This window comes from Enterobacter sp. 3U4 (genome assembly GCF_057224565.1).
The window spans coordinates 4,209,875-4,230,827 of the sequence record NZ_CP136665.1; the positions used below are offsets into that span (position 1 = coordinate 4,209,875).

Genomic DNA, 20,953 nt, shown 5'->3' on the forward strand with positions numbered 1-20,953 from the left:
GCTACGCTTTACGCCAGCCAGAAGTCATTATCATGTGGCTTCTGGTTGCTTCCCTCAGAATAAATCTTATCAGGAGGGGAAGGCATGAGATCGGGGCTGCACAGTAGCGATAACAATACGTTGCCGCTGTTCACGGACATCTACCTGTCGCGGGAAAGAGCCTGGCTTCTGATGCCCCTATCCGGCAATGTGTCTTGCTGTTTCAAAATGTTCACTCCAGAAGGCATTCTGCAGGTCAGATAATGTGACACCTCTGCTGCCGGACGCATGCATAAACTGACCGTGCCCGACATAAACGCCGACATGCCGCACGGATTTTTTGGTCTGGAAGAACACCAGGTCCCCTGGAGCAAGCTCGCTGACCGGGATACGTCGGCCCTTTTTAATTTGTTCTCCGGTCGTTCTGGGGAGCTTCTGATGCATGACTCTGGCATATAATTTTTGCGTCAGTGCGGAGCAGTCAATTCCGTTAAAATCTGTCCCTCCCCATTTATATTTCACGCCTTTCCATTTTCTGAACATGAGCATTAATCCTTCCTGCTTCGATTTTGTGGAAAAGGATGCATCATCCATATACAGGGCTTTATTACTGAACCCCAACTCCGGTTGTATAAATTTCGCATGAGACGGAAATGAGAGATAAAACAGGGAAATAAAAATTATCGAGCTGACGAGAATAAGACGAAACACAGTTAATACCTGGGTGAAAGTTAAACAATGTGTTTAAATTCTGTCCGGTCGTCTTGCTGAAATCAAGCTTTTTTTTGTGTGTTTTTTGTTCGTTTCTGTTTTCTGTTATCGCAGTCGTCAGGGATTCTACACTCTGAAAATACGCAAGGTTTTTAAAAAGCACAGACTTAACAGCACTTTATTTGACCTGAAGTTATGTCGGGGTTTCGAATGAAAATCTATCGGCAAATGTATCAGCGTGCCGATGGCAAAGCGAAAAAATGGCATTTTGTTGAATTTTTGTGATTGTTATTTATCTCTGGTTTTTTTGCTGAAAAATAAAACATCGCGTTAACAAGGGGCGATATTAAATAACAGGTAAAATGGGGTGCATTCAAGATCTTATTTCAAAATGTTACAATTGAAAAATCCCAAAATATTGTTTTTATTATATATTCAACAATAAGTTGAATTGTCCACAAATGGATTAATTACAGTCACATTTCGGTGCCTGAATTCACCCTGAATATAATCCCCGCAGTTTTCCCTTATTGAATTTTATGTTTGCAAAACCTGTTTCCGGTGCGTGAAGTCGCACCGGGGGGATTGGTTTTTATTTGAATAATCATTAATTACAGGTGTCTCGTGGATACGAAACAGTTATCTAAAAATATACGCAAGTGGTTTGTATTTCTGACCGCACTGTGGTCAGTCGCCATAGCCCCGGTCTTCCCGGCCTATGCCTCACTCCTCCTCCCCGACCTCGGGGCTCCCGCTGCGCACAGCGCGAAGGGTAAGTCCGGCGGCGACGCCGACGCGCAGAAGCAGGCCGACAAGGCCACCGGTGATGCCACTGCCGCTTCCGTCGCCAGCCAGGCTCAGTCCCTCGCCAGCATGGCCGCACAGGGCGTCACCGAAGGCGAGTTCGCCGACATGGCCAAAGCCCGCGCGCTCGGCATGGCCACCGGCCAGGTTAACTCTCAGCTCGAACACTGGCTCTCCGGCGTCGGTAACGCGCGCGTCCAGCTCGACCTCGACCAGGATTTTTCCATCCGCAACTCCGAGTTCGACATTCTGGTGCCCTGGTACGAGTCCGCCGACAATCTGTACTTCTCACAGCACAGCATCCATCGCACCGACGACCGCACCCAGCTCAACACCGGGGCCGGTATCCGTCACTTTGGCAAGACCTGGATGACCGGCGCCAACATGTTCCTCGACTATGACCTCTCCCGCGGCCATACCCGTATGGGCGTCGGCGGTGAACTCTGGCGTGACTACCTCAAGCTCGGCGTCAACGGCTATATGCGTCTTAGCAACTGGAAGAGTGCCCCGGAGCTCAACAATGACTACTATGCCCGTCCTGCTAACGGCTGGGATGTGCGTGCTGAAGGCTGGCTCCCGGCCTATCCGCAACTCGGCGGAACTCTGCGTGTTGAGCAGTATTACGGTAAGGAAGTCGCCCTGTTCAGTAAAGATGAACGTCACGCTAACCCGATGGCCGTCACGGCAGGTGTTAATTACACCCCGGTCCCTTTGCTGACCTTCAATGCCGAGCAGAGTACCGGCAGCAGCGGTATTAATGAAACCCGCGTGGGCATACAGCTGAACTGGAATCCGTCCATGAACTGGTCACAGATGCTGGACCCGGATGCCGTGGATGGCACCCGAACCCTTGCCGGCAGTCGTCTGGACCTGGTGGACCGCAACAACAATATCGTTCTTGAATATAAGAAAAAAGAACTGTTACGTCTTGACCTCTATCCGCATACGGAAGGGCGTGGTGGTGCCATCTTCCCGCTGGTCCAGTCACTGAAAACCAAATATCCACTGAAAGAAATCCAGTGGGATGCAGGTGAGTTCCAGGCGGCTGGCGGAAAAATCACCGGCACCGGAACTGCCACACGCATCACCCTGCCGGCCTACCGCTCACCGACTGCTGCCGGCGGCAATGCGTCCGCGCAGAATACTTATGTAATCACTGGCACGGCCTGGGATACGAAAGGAAATGCCTCCTCGCCGGAGCGCGCAGAGGTAGTGGTTCTGGCAAGCGTCATCTCGGAAGCTAACTCCACACTGAAGGCCAGCCCGGAAAGTATTATCGCTGACGGTAAAGCCCGTTCAGTCATTACACTGACGCTGAACGATGCAGACAAGGCTCCGGTTGCTGGTGAGGATGTGGCATTCACCGTCAGTGGGGTACAGGGAATCACTCTGAGCGCCGTGAAGGACAACGGAGATGGTACCTATACTGCAGAACTCTCTGGTACGCAAACCGGACTGGCAACCATCAGCGCCTCTGCGAACGGTGTGGCCCTGAGTTCGCTGAGTGCTAAGGTTACTCTGTTGCCTGCGATACAAATTGGCAGGCTGAGTACAGAAACGGATTATGTTAACGCAAATGGTACTGCAACGGACACCATCAAAGCCACGATTACAGACAGTAGCGGTAATCCCCTGGAAGGGGTTAGTGTTGGTTTCTCTGCGAATAACGGAGCAATCATCAAGAAGACTGAGAAGACAGATAAAGACGGTGTCATCACTCTGCCAGTGACAAGTGAAACCGCAGGTGAAGCCATCATTACGGCCACGGTAAATACCATTACCAAAAGCACAGCCGTGCATTTTGTGTCGGGAGAATTGTTGCACAGGCAATCCAGCCTGGAGGTTAGTCCGTCTAATATTCCGGCTAACGGCGCAACGGAGTCCACAATCAAACTGACGCTGAAGGATGCTGACGGCAAGCCAGTAACAGGGCAGAAGGCGGTGTTCTCTGTGGGTGGAGTGTCAGATACAACTCTGAGTGATGTGACTGACAATACAGATGGTACCTACACCGTGAAGTTGAAAGGTACTAAGGCGGGTGAAGCTATCATCACCGTGAGTCTTGGTGGTACTGTACTGCACGGCCTGATTGCTAAAGTGAATCTGGATAAGTTGGTTCCATCACCTACTGAATCAACCTTATCCTCTGACTCTGTTATTCTCGCAGACGGAATAACAGAGTCTAATCTGACTTTGTACCTGGTGAGTGCAGATATTGCTCACAAGCCTTTGTCGGGAATGCCCGTTACATTTATTGTATCTGGAGTGAATGATACAACTTTGAGCAATGTAGTAGATAACAAAGACGGTACTTACACTGCAAAGTTGCGTGGTAGGGAACCCGGAAAAGCTACCATTACGGTCCAGGCAGATGGTGCAATATTGGGAGACCTAAATACTAAGGTAACTCTTGATAACATTATGATTACTGGGGTGGAGACCGGATCCGATTCTTATTCCCCGGAGGATGGATTCCCGAGCACAGGAACTAAGGGGGGTAAATTCGGGTTTACTATTGCTAGCAGTAGCGGGACTTTTGCGTTGAAACCGGAACAATTTACCTGGAGTTCAAGCCAAAGTGCTGTTCTTGTCGATTCCAGTGGTGTTGTGTCATTAGGCTCTAAGCCATCAGGAGTCGTTACGATTAAAGCAAGATTAAAGGTTAATCCTCGTTTGATGGTATCCTACAGTTTCTCCGTAAAAGAGTGGTATTATCAAATCAGTGGCAAGCCGCTAAGACAGTCTGATGCAATAGCTGCGTGCAAAAGCCCTGCTAAAACACCAACTCCCGAGCAACTGCTTAATTCTTTGCGCGGTGAGTGGGGATCCATGAAGGGATATCCAGGTTGGTCTAGTACATCTGGGTATTATTGGACTTCAGTAACTAATAAAACTGCTAACGTATACTTTGGGGGCGCTGGGGCTGGGGGTTCAGGCGCAACATTCGCAGCGGCATGCATGGAGCCCGTTTCATAATTGCTGATTTTCTTGCATGACTAAAAGATTAGCCGCATCTCGCCTGTAGGGAGGGATGCGGCTTAGATGACCTACCCCAGGATTAGATACAACCGTCAGTTAGTAATGTCGGTTGGTTTTTCTTCATATTTCCTGTTTCGCCAGTCTGTTGAGAATTCAGCTAGTGTCTGGTAATCCAGCGATGAATGGGGACGGCACTCGTTATAATCCTGCCGTCAGTCATTAATCGTTTTCCGGGCATGAAGAATATCGCTGAGCCAGTGTTCATTCAGTGTAAATAGACCCGTCTTAGTTCCATGCATTTTTTGAGATCCCGGTCAAATAATGGTGCTGCCGATATTCCTCTGGCGTCATATTGTTCAGTGATTCATGCGGGCGTTCACAGTTATATTCTGACACCCATCTTTCCGTGATTTCCCGCACTTCATTCAGCGTTCTGAACAGATAAAAATCGAGTATTTCTGTACGGTATGTCCTGTTAAAACGCTCGATGAAAGCGTTCTGCGTCAGCTTACCCGGCTGGATAAACTCCAGTTTTACGGCATGATTCTCTGCCCATTCAGCCAGTGGTGAGGGATTGCGTACCGGCAGCCGTTGCTTGCCTTTACGGCGAAAATTCAGCTTCAGCAGACAGTAAATACGGTGGAGCCTTTTGTGATTCCACGGATATCCCTGCCGCCGCAGAACCTGGTAAAGCTTCGGAAAACCATATCGTGGGTATCGTTCAGCCACCGCCTGCAATGCGGCAATAACAGGCTCATCACGCGTGGTATCCGGGCGGTAATGGTAAACCGTTCTGCTCAGATTGAGACTCCGGCAGGCCTGACGAATACTGAGTCCGAACGTCGTTATCAGATGAGTGACCAGCTCACGCTTAAAGGCTGGTTTTAAAGCTTTTTTCCGATAACATCTTTCAGCGCCCGGTTCTCAAGACTGAGATCGGCAAACATCTGTTTAAGACGCCTGTTCTCGTCCTCAAGGTCCTTGATCTTTTTAATATCAGAGGCTTCCATCCCGCCAAACTTCGCTTTCCAGTTGTAATAGCTGGCCTCAGATATACCAGCCTCCCGGCAGACATCTTTAACGGTTCGTCCGGCTTCAACCGACTTAATCACAGCGATGATCTGATGCTCAGTAAAACGGGCTTTACGCATAGCGATCTCCTTCGCTGGCAGATTGATTATGCCGGATGATCTCTAAATGTGAATGGCACGATTATGCGGGATACTTACACATGCTCAGCCAGAACTTTGCGCTTTCATTTTCGGTCAGCCACATACCCAGCAATTCTTTCTGGCCTCCGGTGTTGATACACAGTGCCAGGAAGACAGCTTTGTTGATTACACTACCATTCTGACGAACTTTGACGACAATGCAGTCCATATAAACAATGGGATACAGCGCATCCAACGGTCGGTTTTGCCACACAGAAACCTGCTCTTTTACGGCGTCAGTGACTTTAGATATCAGCGTGGGGGACACATCTGCGTCGTACATCTCTTTGAAGGTGGCGACGATTTCGTGCGCGGTCATGCCTGTGGCGTAGAAGGATAAAATCTGGCTGTCCTTCTGCGTAATGCACGTCTGGTACTTTTTAATAAGCTGCGGGTACGGTCACGCGGTGTGTTCAGTCCTATCTCGCCTTCATCGTATAACACCGTCTTTGTCTCGTAGCCATTGCGGGTGTTTGAGCCCGTTTTGGTCGCATTTTTCTCATGCCCGAGATGGTCTGTCAGCTCAGCATTGGTGCTGTTTCGACGATAAGCTTCGCCAGCATCCGGGAAAACTGGTTAAGATCAGCTTCGCTTTTAGGGCCTTTAGCCAGTTCCGCAGCCAGTGCATTGAGCTATTTTTGTCCATAATTTGCCTGTCTCCGATGTTGGAGTGAACATATCAAAAACAGGCAATTACACATTTTTAATTACAGTCTCCCGCTCCAGATAATATTATCAATTCTGATGTTTCGGCGCAGGCTTGAGCTATAACTCTTGTCTGCAGGCCCCTTTATATGTACTTCCACCAGACGCAGAGTTAACTGTACCTGTTGTTAGCCTGACAATACTTCCCACTCCAGAAGTTCCCTTTGTTGATGACCAATACCATCCACTGGTGCTGGTCCAGTTTGCTTTATAGTTCGATATATTTCCCCATTCGCTCCATAGACCTCCAATAGTTCCCCGGCTACCGGCTCCGTATCCCGGGTTTCCATTTAGTTGTTGAATAGTTGGTGTTACCGCTGAACGGTTGCTACAAAATGCTTTGGCATTAGAAAAGGTTAGTGCAGCACCACTGGTCTGGAAATACCATCCCTTCAAAGTGAAACGATAAGAAATAGCCTGCGCCGGTCCGGATTTTGTTTGTGCTGTAACTACTACGGTCCCTGACGGTATTCCATGGAGTGTCACCAGCCCGACATTATCGACAGAAACGATGTCTGAGCTTTGATTAGTGCTCCAGATGTAGTCTGATTGCGCGCCGGATATATTTAATCTGAACTTCGCACCGCTAAACCCAGTTTGAGGGAAGCCTGCACCTAAAGCAAAAGTATAATTGTTGACTGGTGTACTAATGTCAGTAAATACTGGTACCGCAGTGAGTATTACTTTTGCATTCAGGGAGTTTAATGGTTTATTATTTACTACTGCAGTAATGACGACACTCCCCGCCTGTGTGCCTCGCAGTAACGTGCTATATGTTCCGTCGTTATTGTCCTTCACTCGTTCCAGTGTTGTGCCATTCAGTCCACCGACCCTGAAAGTAACAATCTGACCACTGAGCGGTTTTCCGTTCTTGTCATTTATAGTCAGTGTCAGTGTCGATGTATCTGTTCCATTTGCTACAATGTTCTCTGGTAATGCTTTCAGGTTAGAATTAGCTTCTGATACTACTGCCATCAGGGTTACTTTTGCGCTAAGGGCACTTAATTCTGTGCTGTCCACGTATGCCATTATTATGGCTTGACCCATCTGTGTACCTCTTAATTCGGCGCTGTACGTTCCATCATTGTTGTCTTTTACATTTCCCAGTGTTGTTCCATCAACACCACTGGCTCTGAAGGCAACTTTTTGACCACTAGCAGGCTTTCCATTTTTATCATGTATAGTCAGTGTCAGAATTGACGCTTCGATTCCGTCTGCTGAGATATTCGCTGGCGATGCGTTCAGACTGTAGACATTGCCTGCTATCTCTTTCCCCAGGGCAACCTTAGCACTCAGCGAGCTCAGGGCCACACCGTTCGCAGAGGCGCTGATGGTCGCCAGCCCGGTTTGCGTACCAGAGAGTTCTGCAGTATAGGTACCATCTCCGTTGTCCTTCACGGCGCTCAGAGTGGTTCCCTGTACCCCACTGACGGTGAATGCCACATCCTCACCAGCAACCGGAGCCTTGTCTGCATCGTTCAGCGTCAGTGTAATGACTGAACGGGCTTTACCGTCAGCGATAATACTTTCCGGGCTGGCCTTCAGTGTGGAGTTAGCTTCCGAGATGACGCTTGCCAGAACCACTACCTCTGCGCGCTCCGGCGAGGAGGCATTTCCTTTCGTATCCCAGGCCGTGCCAGTGATTACATAAGTATTCTGCGCGGACGCATTGCCGCCGGCAGCAGTCGGTGAGCGGTAGGCCGGCAGGGTGATGCGTGTGGCAGTTCCGGTGCCGGTGATTTTTCCGCCAGCCGCCTGGAACTCACCTGCATCCCACTGGATTTCTTTCAGTGGATATTTGGTTTTCAGTGACTGGACCAGCGGGAAGATGGCACCACCACGCCCTTCCGTATGCGGATAGAGGTCAAGACGTAACAGTTCTTTTTTCTTATATTCAAGAACGATATTGTTGTTGCGGTCCACCAGGTCCAGACGACTGCCGGCAAGGGTTCGGGTGCCATCCACGGCATCCGGGTCCAGCATCTGTGACCAGTTCATGGACGGATTCCAGTTCAGCTGTATGCCCACGCGGGTTTCATTAATACCGCTGCTGCCGGTACTCTGCTCGGCATTGAAGGTCAGCAAAGGGACCGGGGTGTAATTAACACCTGCCGTGACGGCCATCGGGTTAGCGTGACGTTCATCTTTACTGAACAGGGCGACTTCCTTACCGTAATACTGCTCAACACGCAGAGTTCCGCCGAGTTGCGGATAGGCCGGGAGCCAGCCTTCAGCACGCACATCCCAGCCGTTAGCAGGACGGGCATAGTAGTCATTGTTGAGCTCCGGGGCACTCTTCCAGTTGCTAAGACGCATATAGCCGTTGACGCCGAGCTTGAGGTAGTCACGCCAGAGTTCACCGCCGACGCCCATACGGGTATGGCCGCGGGAGAGGTCATAGTCGAGGAACATGTTGGCGCCGGTCATCCAGGTCTTGCCAAAGTGACGGATACCGGCCCCGGTGTTGAGCTGGGTGCGGTCGTCGGTGCGATGGATGCTGTGCTGTGAGAAGTACAGATTGTCGGCGGACTCGTACCAGGGCACCAGAATGTCGAACTCGGAGTTGCGGATGGAAAAATCCTGGTCGAGGTCGAGCTGGACGCGGGCGTTACCGACGCCGGAGAGCCAGTGCTCGAGCTGAGAGTTAACCTGGCCGGTGGCCATGCCGAGCGCGCGAGCTTTGGCCATGTCGGCGAACTCACCTTCACTGGCCCCCTGTGCGGCCATGCTGGCGAGGGACTGAGCCTGGCTGGCGACTGAAGCGGCAGCGGCATCATCGGCCAGCTTCTGCGCGTCGGCGTCGCCGGCAGATTTACCCTTCGCGCTGTGCGCGGCGGGGGCCCCGAGGTCGGGGAGGAGGAGTGAGGCATAGGCCGGGAAGACCGGAGCTATGGCGACTGACCACAGTGCGGTCAGAAATACGAAAATCGCGCGCAAACGGCTTACTGCTGCAGTTATATGCATAAATTACCCTTTGAGGCAAAGTATAACAAAATGGTCGGCAGGTATCGGATAAATAGAAAGTGTTATTCTGGCTGCTCATTCTGAATATAGAATTGTTTACAAAAAATGCTAGTGCGTAACAAAAATATTTTCATGAAATAAACTTCATGAAAATAAGATGGTTGATGGGGTTTTTGTGTCTGCAGTGATGAAAGCTGTCCATTTATGGATAAATAAATGCGACGAGGGTTGCAGGGAAATGAATGACGCCGCCAGAGCGTTAGCGTGCTAAGAAAGTCCGCTTTTAAAGGCTGAATGAGATATCATTTCATTTTTTAACAACTGACTTACTTTTGTGGTGTGGGAATGCTGTTTCAGCAGGGTGTATCAATATCTAAAAATGCATTCAACAGAATGTCTTATTTTAATTGTGTGAATATCCTGACAGAATGCCGTTAACTGTCAGAGTTGAATGGTATTCTTTGACATAATGAATATTGCCTTTACGCAAAAACAGAAAGGGATACTACCAGATTAATAAATGTCAGAAGAAAGGGGCCGTTGTCATATGCCGTCAGACGTGCCTGATGAAACGCGTATGCTGCTTTCTGTACAGGACGCTGAGGTAATGGCAGCATGAGGCAGTTTATTCCATAAACTAACCAGTGAGTGAAGTGACATGCATATTCCCTTTTACCAGGTTGATGCTTTCTCTGATGGACCATTTACAGGAAATCCTGCCGCCGTGTGTCTGATGACATCCTGGCCGGATAACAGCGTGCTGCAGAAAATCGCACAGGAGAACAACCTGTCTGAAACCGCATTCTATGTTAACAATGCCGCTGAGGGCACACACAACCTCCGCTGGTTTACGCCAGCGACGGAAGTTGACCTCTGTGGGCACGCCACGCTTGCCACCGCTGCCGTGCTCTTTGAGATACACCATTCTGGTGTGGATGAACTGGCCTTTTATACGCGTAGCGGACTTCTCTCTGTGAGGCGTGAAGGACATTTTTACAGCATGAATTTTCCCGCTGTACATGCCTCAGTCACCGACAGGCCTGTGGGGCTGGAAGGGGCGCTGGGACTGTTATCTGGCGATGTGGATGACGTTCTGGTGGCATCGGACCTCATTGTCGTTCTTCATGATGAAAGTAAACTGGATTCGCTCCAGCCTGACTTTGTGCGGCTGGCTACCAGCCCTCACCGCGGAGTCGTGGTGACCGCTAAATCGGGAGAAGACAGTTTTCGTTCCCGGTGGTTTGGTCCGCAGGTGGGCGTAAATGAAGATCCTGTTACGGGCTCTGCTCACACGTTTCTTGCACCCTACTGGGCCGTACGTCTAGGAAAAACTACCCTCAGTGCCGTTCAGGGAGGGGCCCGAAAAGGACGGTTAACCTGTCGTATTACCGGTGACGGGAGAGTGGAACTGGTGGGTGAGGCCAGGCTGGTTATCAGAGGCGAATTCATTCTGCCATAGTGGATAGCGGGAATGCGCTGTTGCTGCCCTGCCTGCGATGAGACGTTAACTATTTTTCACATCAGTAGTAAGGAGTGCCTCATGTATCAGGAGCCGCATTTTCCCCGTATTCTGATCAGAGCATGTGTCGCGTTTCTGACGGGGCTGAGTATTCTGATTGCAGGATTTTTGGCGACAGGATATCAGCTGCACCAGGCGGAACGCGAGGAAATGGCCTTATCTGCCCGAAATGCCGTGGTCAGAACCGATCGCTTGCTTGACGAAGCTGAGCGTGCCGCACTTGCAGCAAGAAAATATTTGCAGGCACCCTGCACGTCGGAAGTACGAAACGAGCTGAATCGCCTCACCATTCAGCAGCCTCATCTGCGGGTAGTCAGTTTATTGCACGACAGCAAACTGGTATGTTCGTCATTTGGCTCATCGTCACCGCGTACGGTGGACCTCAGTCACTATACCGGAGGCCGGTTAAGCTTGCGGGAAGGGAGTGTCATTACGCCAGACGATCCCCTCCTCATTCTGCTGACGCATTTCCCTGAGGGAACCATTGCAACCAGCATCGGTGCAACGCACATTGCTGATGTTTTATCTTTACTGAGTACGCGCTCAGCAATGCACTTCAGGGTTGGATCGGTCTATTTATCACCAATGGGGGAAATTAACGGTTTCGCATCCGGTCAGAAAGAACGAAATGTACTCTCGTCTTTTTCCGTGTACCCATATTCGGTGGAGTATACTGCGCCAGCTACCCTTTCATTTGGGCAGATTATGGAGCGGGGTCAGGTATTGATCGCCCTGTTTGCTTTGCTTGGTCTGTTGGGGGGCGCCCAGGTCTGGCGTCAGACGTTCAGGTTGCCAACACCCTATGACTACCTGGCTCAGGCCATTAAAAAGCGGGAAATTGTGCCCTGGTATCAACCTGTCGTGTGTAGCCGCACGGGGGAAATATACGGAGTGGAGGTTCTGGCCCGGTGGAAGCATCAGTCAGGCATGTATATTCCGCCGGATGTGTTTATTCCTCAGGCAGAAAAGAGCGGGTTGATCATACCGCTTACCCGGTTACTGATGGCACAGGCTGTTACCGATCTGGCTCCTGTTGTGAAGCGTATGAGGCAGCCTTTTCACATAGCCTTTAATGTCAGCGCTGCTCATCTGAGGGCCGGGGATTTGACTGTCAACGATTTCAGACGCTTTAAGGATGCGTTCCTGGAGGGAAGTATCCAGTTGGTTGCTGAGATTACAGAGCGGGAGCCGTTTGAGCAGTCCCCGGACCTTGATGCTCTTCTCTTTAATTTACGTGGGCATGGCGTACAGATCGCACTTGATGATTTCGGTACAGGGTATTCAAATCTGGGATATCTCAATACTCTCCCGATTGATTACATAAAAATCGATCGGTCATTTGTAAGCCGACTTTCGAACGCCCCCGGCTCTGACAAGCTGGTGAGCTGTGTTATCAGTATGGCAAGAACGCTAGGGCTGGGAATTGTCGCGGAAGGTGTGGAAACTCCGTATCAGGCCAGCTGGCTGGCTTCACATCAGGTAGCATTTTTGCAGGGATACCATTTTTCCCGTCCTCTGACGGCATCTGCATTTATCCGTCTGGCAGTATTGCAGAATAAGCGCTTCGTCGGCACCGAAATCAACTGAGTGCAATACCGATCCACTTTCTGTGGTCCTGCCAGAGGCTGGGACGGATGAACCTGCCCTGAGCAGCGTTAGCTGGAACTATCCCGACGCCCTTTGTAAGCACACATGTGGCAACGATCTGCTTTCCATGAAAGTTTTCTCAACCCGTTCCTCTGAAATCATATTTATTACACAACCCTACAGGGCATATACATCATGCATAAAATCCCGAACTACCCTTGCTGATGATTATTCAGCCGACATGAGTAAGCGCTCCGTCATGAACGTAGTGTAAGGGTTATTTTACGGAGGAGAGGTTCCAGGGCAGCAGCTCACCTACCCGGTTTGAAGGCCAGTCGTTGATCTTGTCTATAACCTCACGCAGCCAGCCTTCCGGCTCCACGCCGTTCAGTTTGCAGGTGCCGAGCAGGCTGTAGATGATTGCTGCGGCCTCACCACCGTTGTCAGAGCCGAAGAACAGATAATTTTTTCGGCCAACCGCCACTGAGCGCAGCGCGTTTTCCCCTATGTTATTGTCTATTTCCACCATACCATTGCGACAGTATTCGTTCAGCGCATCCCACTGTTTCAGCATGTACGTGAACGCCTTCGCCATCTCCGCGTGAACCGACAGCGTTTTCATCTGCTCCAGGACCCAGTCATGCAACGACTGCATCTGCGGTACCGTCCGCTCTTTTCTGGCTGTCAGTCGCTCACCTGGCGATAGCCCACGGATTTCGGCTTCGATAGCATACAACGCGGCTATGCGTTTCAGGGCTTCATTCGTCATGTCTGTCGGTCGCCGCACATGCTCGTCATGGATTTTTCGTCTGGCATGCGCCATGCACGCCGCTTCTCTGATGTGCCCGGACTCATACAGCGCGTCATACCCTCCGTATGCATCGGCCTGAAGTACGCCTCTGTACCCGGAGAGATGCCGCTGCGGGTGTTCCCCTTTCCGGTCCGCTGAGTACGAGAACCAGACCGCCGGTGGTTCTGCCGCCCCGGCGTTGCGGTCATCCCGGACGTAGACCCACAGCCGGCCGGTTCGCGTTTTACCCTTCCCCGGATCGAGCACCCTCACCGGCGTGTCATCAGTGTGCACCTTGCCCGCCTGCAGAACGTACTGGTTAAGAGCCTCGTACAGCGGACGAAGCCGGTTGGCCATCATCGCCACCCAGCGGACCATCGTGTTACGGCTCAGCGCCAGTCCATGACGGGCGTAGATTTCAGACTGTCGGTACAGCGGCGTATGCTCCACATATTTGCCGACCAGGATGCGGGTCAGCAGGCTGCTGCCCACACGACTGCCTTCTACTGGTTTAGCCGGGAGCGGTGCCTGGACGATAACGTCGCACCGGCTGCACGCCAGCTTCGGCCGGACCGTTTCGATAACTTTAAAGGCGGTGTTGATGATTTCCAGTTGCTCAGAGAGGGTTTCGCCCATCACCTTCAGTTCTCCACCACAGGACGGGCAGACGCTGTCCGCCGGCAGGAGGGTCTGCGTTTCCCGTGGCAGGTCGGCGGGGAGTGGTTTTCGGGAGGTGTTACGGGCGTTTCTTTCTGACGTCGTTCCTGGTGCTGTCACAGCATCTGCTGGCACATCGGGCGCTGGTTCGTTGTCGTTCAGGCAGTTTTTTGCCGCCTCCAGACGGGTCTCCAGCTCTGACAAGCGTTTCTCTGCCTGACGGATTTTGTTTTCCAGCTTATGGCGGCTCTTTTCTGAACTCTGACCGAACAGCATTCTCCGCAGTTTATCCAGCTGCGCTTTCAGGCGGCTGATTTCCAGTTCGTAGCCTGCGACCTGTCCCGTATACTGACGAAGCCGGGACTGCTGTTTTTTCATGACGGCATGTTGCTGCTGCAGGGCAGCCTGCTGCTCACGCAGCATGGCTTTTAGCTGTTCGATATCATCAGGGAGAGTGTCATCCATTTCCCTGTTTTATCACGCGTTATATCCGTATGCCAGGTCGTTCTGTTCGTTTTGGATGCTGCCACGATATACCCTCCAGCAGCATGGACAGTTGGGCGGGAGTCAGGTGAACCTTACCTTCCCGCGCGACCGGCCACACGAAGCGGCCCCGCTCCAGGCGTTTGGCGAAGAGACATAGCCCGTCGCGATCGGCCCACAGGATTTTTACCATCCTGCCACTGCGGCCACGGAACACGAAGATATGGCCGGAGAACGGGTCGTCTTTCAGCGTGTTCTGGATCTTTGAGGCAAGGCCGTTGAACCCACATCTCATATCCGTAATACCCGCGATGATCCAGATTCTGGTGCTGGCTGGCGGCATTATCACTGGGCACCGCCTTTCAGCTCGCTGAGCAACACACGTAACAACGCCGGTGTGACTGCGCCATGTAGTTTCAGCGTGCCGCCGGGTAACTCCACGGAGCACCGGAGTGTATCGTCGGGTAACGGCGTTGACAGGGACGCCGGTGCAACGGAAGGAGAGATGATACTCACCGGCACCAGTTCTGTTGATGGGTTATCCGCGCAGCGCAGTTTTTCCTGCTTATGCTGATGGCGCCAGTTAAACAGCAGGTTGTCATTAATACCGTGCTCCCGGGCCAGGCGTGCGACATTAGCATCGGGTTGCATTGACAGCTCGACGAGATGACGTTTGAACTCAGGAGCATAATTCGGTCGCCGGCGTTTTTCAGGCATATTAGCGGGAGGGGATTGTTTATATTGCTGGTTTTTCCCGGGGTAGAGAAGCTGTTCAAGTTGCTCCGGAGATATGTCAGCAGGGATGGGCCAACTCAGAGCTGAACGGGTAAAGCGGTCAAAAAGGCTGTGCAGGGTGGTTCTGGGAACATCGACTTTCCTACGTATCTGTTCCAGCTTAACTTTTTTATCAAATCGAAGCTGCAGCGCTTCATTTATCCACGTCCGCTCATTCATGTTCAGTGTCCATTATCCGAAAAAATAGTGGACATTATCGTTACCAGGATGAATCAGTTTATCCAGACGTCGGGGACGGTGCGCTTACGACATGAAGTAGATCACCAACGATTAAAAGTACACTGCCAAATACTTTACTCGCGCATAAAGAGAGTTGAATATCCTGCCAGGTGAGGCCCGACAGAAGTTCGACATGGTTGATGAGGGTTAATGCCTGAATGAAAATCCGGGAACCTGCCGACATCAGCCAGGCCCCGTAATATATAAGGAAAAATCCTGTAAAACGCACCTTATCCATGGTGGGTAGCGATGTTATAGACGTCAGACCAGTGTTTGTCGCGGATATATTCGACATTGATTTTAAATGAAATTATTGCAAATCAGTACATTAAAGTGACGCTTAAAAGCGATTTCTTGTGTGCTAACGATATGTCTGTAAGTCACCCTGCTAAAATTACCCTTCAGTTTTAAAAGCCCCGAAATACTGACCATGTCTTCTGATGAGATTACCATGCGTAACGCGCTATTCACCGAACACCAGGTCATTGCCATTCTGAAGTTGCTGCACCGGACGTACCGTTAATGATGTCTCCAGTGGGGCCGGTCAGGTTTGATACTGAGTATATGGATGGTGTATCAGGCATGTCCCGGGATGTAAAAATCCATTGCCTGCCGAGTGGTTCAATTAATCCCCTCAGGGAGGGGTGAAAACGCCTGATAATCAGAGAAATCCAAGCCGAAGGAACAGACAACGCCAAATTGCTTTACAGATTTTAGTGGTTAAATTATGGAGATGTAACAGAAATGACAGAGGCACCGGTTAAGGTGCCCTAACACAGGGGCAGCAGGTTTGTCATCACCATCTTACCGCTCCTGGCTTTCTCTCGAAAGTCTCACAAGTCCCATAAGGGTACGGAGCCAGTATTAGCGAAGGCTAAACATAAGTCAACAATTGGCAGCTATGAGCAGCACTATCTGAGCAAGTAAGACAATCCCATGCCATGCAAAATTGCCCGCTTAACGCGCTCAAATTCTTCTGCGGTTACCTGAGGCACAACATAACTACGGCCTTCCCATGATCTGGTCTTGATTCGATCCAGGCGCGCAAGTGATACCGTCATGACCATGTCACACTTAGCCCAGCATGAAATATGTTCATTGCCGGGGAGGAGATTCTCTGAAAGATTATGGTGACATTCTCTTACAGAAGTCGGCGCTGTTGTGCTTATCGGTACAACGGTTACTAGCTGGTTGTTGTATCGATTTCTTGCGACAACTATAACTGGACGAATTTTAACAATCTCAGGAACAATCAGCCCCCTAAAATCACACATCAAAACAGAGCGAACCTGAGGTTGGAATTTTAATCCCATAAATTTATTCACCTGATGATGACTATATGCAAATTTTATCCCAACAAATTCATGAATGCATTGCTAATCGAAAAAAAGGTATAAACACTCAGGTAAATGCAAACTGTCACCCCTTTACGTCCTTAAAAAATGCCCGGTGACGGGTTCGTTTTCTTACAGGCTCTATATTCCATCATCCGTGGCTTGCACAACAGCCTTATGTAAAGGCAATGTTGTAATGCAAGACATGGTTTTCATTTGCTTCGACCACTTCAATAAAAGATAGCCCTCTCAAACCTTGCTTCCGCTTGCCTTTCACCGTTGCGCAATGCTATCGCTGGCACGGGTCTTCCGGCAGCCAGATACATGAGATGGGTATCTCAGATACTGCACACAGATGTTAATTTACGCTTGCGCATGAAGACGCAGCCACTGGAAGGCATATACATACACACTGAGGATTATCTGGCATAAATAGAGTGGACAAATTAATGCAGAACGATTCTTAAGTGAAATATTACAAAGTGTAAATATGTGAGAAAAGTCTTATGATTTGTATGTGCGCATTTTCTATTAACATGCTGAATTGAAAGGATATTATCTCAATGTCCAAAAATAGAGAATTCATAACTAATTGAAGTATCCTGACAAAAAATAATGATAATAAACATAAAGTTGAAATTTAACGCTTTGTTCTATTTTGAAAATTGCTGCATTTAAGCCGTGTTTGATTGTTAAAGCCTTATAAATCAAAGTGTAGTGTGAGTTTGCAAACTTTGGAACAAGCACTAATCTTAAATCATGGCCCGATGTTGAACGCAATTCTAAATTGCGCTTTTTCTGGCAAAAACCTGTCTTTGAATAGGTGAGTTTTAATATTCGTATAGTAGCAGCGTATAGGTCTGGAAGTCATAAGCCACATTTATGTGGCATAATATTTGTGCGAAGGAGATGATGCATGAGTAAGCTCAGTACAGGGGCAGAAGCATTCTATGGTGATTATATAGAGGTGGTTGATAAAATAATAAACTCTATCCCTGAAGCTATTTATTCTTTACATCAGTCGATTGAGATCAAGCAGGGCGTATCCTTTCCTCCGGAGGAAAATAGTATTTATATTTTAACCAGAGGGATATGCGCTTTGTATGACAGTGATGAGACAATATTGTCAAACATAATTTCATCACCTTCAATTATTGGCGCCTCGAAAATTTTCTTCAAGTCAAGGAATGATGTTGTTATCAATTGTATTGAAAAATGTTTTTTTCTGGTTATGGAAGTTGCTGATTTTCATCATTTCATCCTGAAAGAAAATCAATGGGAGAATCTTGCTAAGTTGTTTGCGGCTAATTTGCTTTTTTCCATGAATTTTCAGAGGAAAGTGCTTAAGAAGAATAATTATTCAGTCGTTAAAGAATTAATCGTTGAATATAATAATCTTCATCCTGTAGCAAAAGGCAAAATACCTGTTGCGACATACATACAACTTCGGGGGCAACTCTCAAGAAGTAGTGTAATGAACATACTTTCAGTTTTAAATAAAAGAGGATATATAACGATATTGCGAGGGAAATTGATATTTATAGACGACCTGCCTGAAACTCTTTGACTGTGTTGATGCCGACTTCATTAAGAAATGATGGCAGATACGCATTTTTATCAAATCCTGGATAGCAGGTTAACCATAACTTCACATATCATAATTATGCTAAAGGAATTTTTTCTCTGATTTACTGATGGCCACTCACTTTAATCCCAGAGCCTCAAGATCGTTATACACGGTAAATCGGGTAACACCGAGTGCTTTAGCTGCCATAACCAGACCGCCTTTTAGCTTAAAAATCCCGCGGGCATTAATTTCGGCAACGATCACCCGTCTCTGGTCTTTAGTCAGTTTACTGTAAGGCTTCCGATACTGCATAATAATTGCATTAATAACATCGTCGGTTGAAGCCGAAAGTTGCGGCGTGACACTATCTTCCTCAGGTGAACCCGACTCACTACTCACTGGCGTAATGAATGACGCCAGTCTCCTGAGTAAATCCTGCCCCTCAGTATCGACATTCATACAAAATGCAGCTGCTGGATTTCCTTCGTGATCGTAAAAGATGAGTGAGGCGCTTTTCAGTACTTTGCCTGTCTTCGTCGTGGCCTCGTAATTTTTTACAATCTTGAACTGGCTTCCATTGTCAGGTTTGCTGAGTAGCCCGATAAAACCCTGATCATCATCAGGACCAGAAAGAAGAGGTGCGCTGGCGTCACGATTACTCACATGACCGTTTATGATCCTGACAACAGAACGCTCCGGGCGGGCGAGATCGTGAAGCACGACTTCGTGGCTTGCTGCTATAGTGCCATTGAGAGTCTCAATGATTTTTTCAAAAATATCAATAACATCGGATTTGTCCATTAAAATCTCATCTACTATCATTCTTTAAATAAATTTGTAATATTGTATCAGCCATAAGGGTAGACAAACCATCATTTTGAGCGATTATCAGGCGAAATAATGTAAAAAATAGCAACACAGCTCGCCCTGATACCGTCTGCGGATGATTTCTGGATATCCAGATTTTTGTTGATTCATGTATGAATACTGAGGGAGTCTTTAAGTTTAGGGTCTAAAATAAGATAAGCAAGAAAACTCCTAATTAATAAAAATATTTACACGTTGAGTTTTTTTGTTATCTTTTTTGTGGTTTTTTGTACAAAAACACATCATGCCTTTTCTCTGTACAAATCACATAATTCATGTGCAGTTTAAAAAACATCCATTTTAGTTGCCGTGAGGTAATTCGGGCGCTAATGCGCCTCTCTTTTTAAGTATCAGCATTTTTTATGAAGTCATATCAGACTGGGGAATTTGACCTCAAATGGCTGTTATAGAACCTCAGCCATGTCACTATTTCGCGGGTATGATTGCTTTTGTAAGATGGCAAGGCTGATCAGAACAGCGTTGATAAAATTTCGGTGCTGATGAGGCTCTCACGCGACGCTGATAGTGAGGCGAAAAGACGCCTGCAGCCCACAGTCCTTCAACTACCAGAGCACCCAATATTAATATAAAAAAAATAAACAAAGCACGTTTTAGTCCTGGCTTTCCTTGCATAAATAAGGATTCCGGAGCGCATTCATTACATACACTGCCTTTCATGTTACTTAACCGCCCACACACAATACACTTATTACAATTATTTATCATTTATATTATCATCTCGCTACATATAGCCAAAGTCACTATGAAATGAAGTATAAAGAAAAACTTATTTCAGGGTAAGTGTATTACCTGTAATGTGTGATAGTTTCAGACATTCCTTCAGGGCTAATTGACTTAAATGTTGAACTTACATGAAGTTCCATCATGAGCGCTTTATTTTTACCACCTCACGGGCATGTCTGTGCAGGCATTTGGGGTTAACGTTGTACCTGGCGGGAAATTATATTCATATAGCAATGACGTGGTTGATGCTATGAAAACCATCGGATAATAAACGTCAGTGCTGTTTATCTGTGTACTGTCTCTGCGATGGGTGGCTATATTTTATTGTTGATGCTCTAGTTTTTGCTCGAGCTATATTTTTATCAGGGTTGTATAAATAGAGCTGTTCTAATCGCTATCACTAAATAAACATTTACGATAAAGGATATTTAAATGAATAAAACGGAAGCATGTTTCATCGATGCAAATGTAAACACCGTTAAGCGCACTCAGGCTGATGCTGAAAGCACTGCTGCAGTCACCCCAAAATTATTTGGACCATCTATTGAAGGCGTGAACAACAATACTGTCTGGAGCAGCGATTTGACCGACCCGGTATATATTGATATCTTCCCATGGGATGAAATGCTGGATGGAGATGTGGTGGTTCTTACTCTCAGTGGCCGCGATGCCGCAGGCGATGTGGTTCCGGATCAGGTAGTGCAGCATACTCTCAGCTCTCTGGATATCGGGCAAAAACTCGTTTTTGATGTCAACAAAGCAGATATCAGTATGTACGGCGAAAATGGGCATACTGGTGAAACGGGAACTCTCATTTTATTTTATACGGTCAATGGCCTGCGTTCTCCGGAATCTGTCTTTGATGTTCATGGGAGCCTGAGTCACGAAACCGGCATTTAACCGTTAGAAAAATGGTTGGATTGTTAATCTGCTAAAAGGTTTTCACTCCCTGTTTTCAGATGGATTTCAACAGACAGTGCGGTCTTTTCGATTCTGGATTAGCCGCAATGTCTGAAGATTTTTCAAGGCGTTCTGAAT

General features: G+C 48.4%; 12 protein-coding genes and 2 pseudogenes. 5 read left to right on the forward strand and 9 right to left on the reverse strand.

Features of this window, described 5'->3' with window-relative positions; all coding sequences use genetic code 11:
• Positions 1-177: 177 nt before the first annotated feature.
• Positions 178-690 carry a C40 family peptidase gene (locus tag RVY89_RS20070; RefSeq protein ID WP_484826259.1) on the reverse strand — a complete coding sequence of 171 codons (513 nt, stop codon included), beginning with the start codon at positions 688-690 and terminating at the stop codon, positions 178-180.
• A gap of 624 nt (positions 691-1,314) precedes the next feature.
• Between RVY89_RS20070 and RVY89_RS20075 the strand changes: the two genes are divergently transcribed.
• Positions 1,315-4,470: an inverse autotransporter beta domain-containing protein gene (locus tag RVY89_RS20075; protein WP_484826260.1), complete on the forward strand. Its 3,156-nt coding sequence runs from the start codon at positions 1,315-1,317 to the stop codon at positions 4,468-4,470.
• Between the two features lie 95 nt (positions 4,471-4,565).
• Here RVY89_RS20075 and RVY89_RS20080 read toward each other — a convergent pair.
• The 3 genes and pseudogenes from RVY89_RS20080 to RVY89_RS20090 all read right to left on the reverse strand — a co-directional run bounded on the left by RVY89_RS20080 (position 4,566) and on the right by RVY89_RS20090 (position 9,353).
• Positions 4,566-5,624, reverse strand: a pseudogene (locus RVY89_RS20080) (integrase core domain-containing protein).
• Between the two features lie 79 nt (positions 5,625-5,703).
• Positions 5,704-6,307: pseudogene (locus RVY89_RS20085) on the reverse strand (IS256 family transposase); the annotation flags it as partial.
• Between the two features lie 142 nt (positions 6,308-6,449).
• Positions 6,450-9,353 carry an inverse autotransporter beta domain-containing protein gene (locus RVY89_RS20090; protein ID WP_484826261.1) on the reverse strand — a complete coding sequence of 968 codons (2,904 nt, stop codon included), beginning with the start codon at positions 9,351-9,353 and terminating at the stop codon, positions 6,450-6,452.
• Between the two features lie 658 nt (positions 9,354-10,011).
• Between RVY89_RS20090 and RVY89_RS20095 the strand changes: the two genes are divergently transcribed.
• Both RVY89_RS20095 and RVY89_RS20100 read left to right on the forward strand, forming a co-directional pair.
• Complete coding sequence (locus tag RVY89_RS20095; protein ID WP_484826262.1) at positions 10,012-10,812, forward strand: PhzF family phenazine biosynthesis protein; 801 nt, start codon at positions 10,012-10,014, stop codon at positions 10,810-10,812.
• A gap of 81 nt (positions 10,813-10,893) precedes the next feature.
• Positions 10,894-12,459, forward strand: a complete 1,566-nt coding sequence (locus RVY89_RS20100) for an EAL domain-containing protein (protein ID WP_484826263.1) — start codon at positions 10,894-10,896, stop codon at positions 12,457-12,459.
• Positions 12,460-12,736: 277 nt separating this feature from the next.
• Here RVY89_RS20100 and tnpC read toward each other — a convergent pair whose 3' ends face one another.
• The 4 genes from tnpC to RVY89_RS20120 all read right to left on the reverse strand — a co-directional run bounded on the left by tnpC (position 12,737) and on the right by RVY89_RS20120 (position 16,716).
• Complete coding sequence (gene tnpC, locus RVY89_RS20105) at positions 12,737-14,371, reverse strand: IS66 family transposase (protein WP_484825539.1); 1,635 nt, start codon at positions 14,369-14,371, stop codon at positions 12,737-12,739.
• A gap of 19 nt (positions 14,372-14,390) precedes the next feature.
• Positions 14,391-14,738, reverse strand: coding sequence for an IS66 family insertion sequence element accessory protein TnpB (gene tnpB / locus RVY89_RS20110; RefSeq protein ID WP_484825540.1), 348 nt, complete (start codon positions 14,736-14,738; stop codon positions 14,391-14,393).
• Positions 14,735-15,343 (reverse strand): IS66-like element accessory protein TnpA, encoded by a 609-nt coding sequence (tnpA, locus tag RVY89_RS20115; protein WP_484825541.1) that lies wholly within the window; start codon positions 15,341-15,343, stop codon positions 14,735-14,737. Before tnpA ends, tnpB begins: the two co-directional genes overlap by 4 nt.
• A 971-nt stretch (positions 15,344-16,314) precedes the next feature.
• Complete coding sequence (locus RVY89_RS20120) at positions 16,315-16,716, reverse strand: type II toxin-antitoxin system PemK/MazF family toxin (protein WP_484826264.1); 402 nt, start codon at positions 16,714-16,716, stop codon at positions 16,315-16,317.
• A gap of 937 nt (positions 16,717-17,653) precedes the next feature.
• On the opposite strand from RVY89_RS20120, the gene RVY89_RS20125 reads away from it, so the two are divergent.
• Positions 17,654-18,304, forward strand: a complete 651-nt coding sequence (locus tag RVY89_RS20125) for a helix-turn-helix domain-containing protein (RefSeq protein ID WP_484826265.1) — start codon at positions 17,654-17,656, stop codon at positions 18,302-18,304.
• A gap of 135 nt (positions 18,305-18,439) precedes the next feature.
• Here RVY89_RS20125 and RVY89_RS20130 read toward each other — a convergent pair whose 3' ends face one another.
• Positions 18,440-19,105: a helix-turn-helix transcriptional regulator gene (locus RVY89_RS20130; RefSeq protein WP_484826266.1), complete on the reverse strand. Its 666-nt coding sequence runs from the start codon at positions 19,103-19,105 to the stop codon at positions 18,440-18,442.
• Between the two features lie 1,242 nt (positions 19,106-20,347).
• On the opposite strand from RVY89_RS20130, the gene RVY89_RS20135 reads away from it, so the two are divergent.
• Positions 20,348-20,815: a hypothetical protein gene (locus RVY89_RS20135; protein ID WP_484826267.1), complete on the forward strand. Its 468-nt coding sequence runs from the start codon at positions 20,348-20,350 to the stop codon at positions 20,813-20,815.
• Positions 20,816-20,953: the final 138 nt, after the last annotated feature.